The organism is Alicyclobacillus fodiniaquatilis (assembly GCF_042678105.1).
GTDB lineage: Bacteria > Bacillota > Bacilli > Alicyclobacillales > Alicyclobacillaceae > Alicyclobacillus > Alicyclobacillus fodiniaquatilis.
On record NZ_JBHUCX010000081.1, the window covers coordinates 1 to 4,701 of the forward strand.

A 4,701-nucleotide genomic window follows, 5' to 3' on the forward strand; every position below is an offset into this window, starting at 1 on the left:
CCAACAAAACTGGCTTTCGCACGATCGCGCTTCGCCCACCGACTATCTGGGGACCTGGTGATCTGTTCAGCCGAGCGCTTCCCGAAGCAGTCAGATCTGGACAGTTCGCCTTCATCAACCGTGGCGACTACGCTTTTTCAACCTGTCACGTGGACAATGTGGTCGAAGCCATACAATGCGCTCTTGGACGCGGAGAAGGCGGTCATGCCTTCTTTATCAAAGACCAAGAAGGACAGACTTTCCGTGAGTTCGTCGCCTCGCTCGCGAACTTGCAGGGCCTGTCCATCGATAAGCTGCGTTCGATGCCCTACTGGCTCGCCTCTGCAATTGGCCGGCTGCTCGACACGATCTGGGCCGTTACGCGGAAAGACGGCGATCCGCCAATTTCACGCTCGATGATACGCATGATTGGGCGTGAGTTCACCGTCAACGATGACGCTGCCCGTCGAGAGTTGGGCTATGTCGGAAGAACTTTGCACGACGCTGGCTTGCAACGCTATGAAAAATCATCTGCTCGACGATAGAGCTTTGGAGGGCAAACGGACGTCAATCGGGCGATGGGCGCGATAAGCCGTTCTCTGAACTGACTCTTGTGGCCAACGTGGCAGACAGCGTCCGACGAACATGAGCACGACAGGAGCAGCAAAAGCCTATGATTCAGAGTGATCTTTTTACGGTTGAGCAGCTGTGATCGAAAAAAGAGGATCTTCCGTCGCCATCTCCCGCCTCAACCTCATCCAATCCCTTGCCCCGCCTGACTTCCCACGCCTTTCCCCTCACATACTTCCATCTTCTCCCGTCAAATCGATTTTGGTTTCTAGATCACGTCTTTTCCCACCCATTCTCCTCCGTAATTTTTCTAGAATCATCGATTTTGCGTAAAATGAAGTTCTTTCCTGCGGGAACAGAGGAAAGGGGTCGCGGAGAAGGGAAAGTCGGGCATTTTCAGATTCTTTTCCACGCATTTCTTTCGTTCATTTCTCACGCTTAAATCACCCGTAATCCCTGTCGTAACAAGCCTTCTCCGTCTCCGTCTCCGACTCCGAGTCCCCCCGCCCCGATTTTTCGTCCTGCCCTTCACCCTCAATCCTTTTCCCTACAACACAAAAACACGGGCGAATTCAGGCTTTTAACCCGAATGAACCCGTGCTGTAGAAAACAACTTATTTTGCGGAGAGTAGATCCGCGGTTGCCGCCACAAACCAATGATTACGAAAAATAAAGTTGTATACTCGAAACCTCGATTTTCATGCGGTTTCCTTCGAGTACCAATTTTTGAGGTAATAATTAAAGTCGTGTACTGGCGGAGTTGGACAGGCGCTTAATCGAACTCTAAAGAAAAATAAAGTCATAGACCGAACTCGAATTCAAATTGGTCATTCGGAGAGGAATTTTATACAGTGAATTGCTTGGACGGTTTTTCCATTTGATACGAAGTGCGTAGGAGTGCCATCACCGACCAAAATCTATGGAGTATCGTGACTGAAACTCGGAAGCTGAAAGCGCCACGATTCTAAAAAAACATTTTTAGCTTGGACTGAGCCTTCAGAACGTAACGTGGACGGTTGCCTCATGCGTGTTCTGAGAAGCCCCATGCCTAAAGGCAGGGGGAGTGATCACCAAAGGACTATTTCATCGAACCCGCATTTTGGTATTTCATGCTTCTCTTACGCGTTAAAATCGTATAACAACCTATAGCAAGTAGGCTCGCTGTTAAAAGGATGATGCCTAATGCCACCGCAGAATACTCCCCTGCAATACCCACTAATGGGGAACTGACACAACCTAATAAAAACGGAATCATGCCGAGAAGCGCGGACGCACTACCCGCGATGTGTCCTTGGGATTCCATTGCTAAGGTGAACGAAACAGGACCTGTGATTCCCATTGATGCGACAAAGCAAACCAGCGGAGTCACGAGTGCAAACAGGGGTCCATGTGTCAAAACGACAATGAGTACGGTAATCGTTGCGATGAACGACAATCCTAACCCGAAATGGAGAATGCGATGCTCAGAGATTCGTCCCGCTAATTTGAGAACAACTTGTGAGGCAGTGATTAACACGATTCCGTTTAATGCGAAAAGCATAGAAAACACCTGTGGAGAAACTCCGTAAATTTTTTGATACACAAACGGTGTACCAGCGGCGTAAGCGATAATGCCCCCAAGCACAAAGCTTTGTGCCAATACGTATCCCATAAATACCCGATTGCCGAGTAGCGTCTTAAAGTTCCCGAACATCTCGCCAAAATTGCTGCGAGTCCGTTTCTCTACAGGCAAACTTTCTTTCAGTCCCCAAATCGTTGTAATGGAAAGGATAAATCCGAGTATCCCCAATACATAGAACACGCCTTCCCATTTGGTGAACAAGATGATCGCGCTCCCCCCAATGGGTGCGATCAAGGGGGCAACGCTGGTCATTACACTGATCAATGAAAAGAACTTCGTGAGTTCCGTACCGTTATAGGTGTCACGAGCAATTGCACTTGAAATCGTCCCAGCCGACACTGCGAATCCTTGTATAAAACGCAGGGCGATAAAAATCCCGATGTTCGGGGCCAAGGCACAACCGAGCGAGGATAAACAGTAAATAATCATGGCGATATTAAGTGGTTTTCGTCTACCGTGGACATCGCTTAATGCACCCATGGTGATTTGTCCGAGTGCTAATCCCAAAAGACAAGCTGTCATACTGACCTGGATCGTCGACGCAGTCGTTCCGAAAAATTTCATCATTTGCGGAAACGACGGAAGATACATATCGAAGGTAAAAGCCCCCAAGCCGGAAAACACGGCTAACATGAAAGCGAGTCTAAGGGGATGTATGTTTGATTTCATTTTGAACTCACTCCTATTAGACGTGACCTCACAAATAGCAGCGGACATCGGAAGCAAGTACGCGTTCCCAACTTCATCAATCTGATTAAGCGGAAGTAACCTCCTTTTTGGTCTGTAAAAGTTTGGACGCTTCTACTTTCAACAATTTGGGGTGAAGTCCTTTTTCATGTCCTCAGATCCCTTACCACGCAAAGGCTCGTGAATCTGCAAAACGCCCATGTAAATATTACCGTATTCCACTTTTCCGATTATAATCCCTTATTGCGCTATGCTGCTCCGTTAGCGTCACATGAAGGGCAGAGAAAAACTTGGATAAAAATACATCATAGGTTCAATGTTAAATTTACATCGTCCATCTGGTCTTGAGTGATCCCAATATATCTAAGCGTGACAGATGGAGCAGAGTGATTTAGCAGCTTCTGGATTAAGGTGATGTCCTGCCCCTGTTTGTACGCGTGATACGCAAATGTTTTGCGCAGCGTGTGCGTTCCGATACGTTCTTTTATCCCAACCGTTTTAGCGGCCTTATTTAATGCTTTCCAGGCTTGCACCCTCTGTATATGGGTATTTTCCCTTCCGAGAGGCGAAAAGCGGCTCAGAACGTAAATATGAGGCTCGTTTTTCTAGGTACTCCTCGATTGGCTTTCTTGCGATGGAGCTAATTGGAAAATCATGAATTTCCCTGTTTTCTTTTCCCGAATTGTAATTCGATCCAGCACTTTGCCTCGTTCGTTCAGCACTTCTTCGATGTTCAACCGTAAAAGATGTTACGCGCAGCCCGCTGTTGATTCCCAACACGAACAGGCAGTAATCCCGTAAATTGCTTCCGCGAAACATCAATTTCATGACTTCAATTTTCTTTGTGTCGCGAATCGGTTCCACGAATTCCACTTAGAAACACATTCATATCATTTATGTAATTATGCTTCATTGTAGCCTGCACTCGAAAAACAATACAGTACAAAAAACGCTGAAGTCCCTTGCGCCACAAGGGGTTTCGGCGTCTTTACGAAAGAAACACAATAGCTTTGTCAGGCTGTTGATAAAGGGGGCTTTGAGCACTCTCTCCGACGTCTTTGGGCGTCTGTTTTTTTAGTTTGGGTTTCAAAACTGTATTAAGATCGTGCAAAGGGATAAAATTCCCCTTCATCCCGCTATTTTCGCTAGGTGAAGGGCGATTTTTTTCATGTTTTGGCACGCTGCGGTCAGCAATGCTTGTTCCAACACATTCTCTCGTCCACGAAATCGAGCGTACCTGTACCCATGCAATTGTTTTGCATCGGCAAAGCTACGCTCAATTGTTTCTTTTCGTTTTTGGTATAGATACTGACCCACCTTGGTGAGTAGGTTTTCTCGCACCCATTCCCTGCTGTCTTCCCACACGTGTCTCGTGATTACCTTATGGTGGTTTTTGGAACGTGTACATTCAGAGAGAAAGGGACATTTCTCGCACTGTTTTTTTTCGGATACATAGTGCCTGTACCCATCGCGAGTTGTTCTTTTGTACTGCAAGATTTGTTTATTTGGACAGACGTACACGTCTGTCTCGGCGTCGTATTTAAACCTCCATTTCTGAAACAGTCCTTTCGTTTTATAAAACCGACGTTGTCCAATGACGGCGAATATCTCTCGGTCCTGGAGTTGTTTGCAAATTGCAGAATTCAGATAACCAGAGTCTAAAGCTACGGCTTCAACTTTAAATCCGAATCGCTTTCGTTGGTGGTCAAGTCGTTCTATATACGGTAAAGAGTCATGCATTTACCTGGTGTAATATGCACGTCTGTAATCAGGTTGTACTTCACATCAACCGTACGATGGTCCAAGTAGAAGAATCCCTCCGGTTTACCTTCTCTGACCATGTA

The 4,701-nt window shown here is 46.6% G+C and carries 4 protein-coding genes and 1 pseudogene; 1 reads left to right on the forward strand and 4 read right to left on the reverse strand.

What is annotated here, in order from left to right; translation table 11 throughout:
• Nucleotides 1-524: NAD-dependent epimerase/dehydratase family protein (locus ACFSB2_RS19510; protein ID WP_377944773.1), on the forward strand; the 524-nt coding region annotated here is incomplete at its 5' end.
• A 1,103-nt stretch (nucleotides 525-1,627) separates the two neighbouring features.
• On the opposite strand, the gene ACFSB2_RS19515 is transcribed toward ACFSB2_RS19510, so the two are convergent.
• The 4 genes and pseudogenes from ACFSB2_RS19515 to ACFSB2_RS19530 form a co-directional block, all read right to left on the reverse strand.
• Nucleotides 1,628-2,839 (reverse strand): multidrug effflux MFS transporter, encoded by a 1,212-nt coding sequence (locus ACFSB2_RS19515; RefSeq protein WP_377944774.1) that lies wholly within the window; start codon nucleotides 2,837-2,839, stop codon nucleotides 1,628-1,630.
• Between the two features lie 323 nt (nucleotides 2,840-3,162).
• On the reverse strand, nucleotides 3,163-3,390 hold the full coding sequence (locus ACFSB2_RS19520) for a tyrosine-type recombinase/integrase (protein ID WP_377944775.1): 228 nt from the start codon (nucleotides 3,388-3,390) through the stop codon (nucleotides 3,163-3,165).
• Entirely contained in the window at nucleotides 3,365-3,721 is a 357-nt protein-coding gene (locus ACFSB2_RS19525; RefSeq protein ID WP_377944776.1) for a site-specific integrase, read from the reverse strand. Before ACFSB2_RS19525 ends, ACFSB2_RS19520 begins: the two co-directional genes overlap by 26 nt.
• Before the next feature lie 264 nt (nucleotides 3,722-3,985).
• Nucleotides 3,986-4,701, reverse strand: a pseudogene (locus tag ACFSB2_RS19530) (transposase); the annotation flags it as partial.

Coding starts and splice junctions, on each gene's coding strand:
- ACFSB2_RS19515 (WP_377944774.1), bottom strand. CDS start 2,839: ATGAAATCAAACATACATCCCCTTAGACTCGCTTTCATGTTAGCCGTG.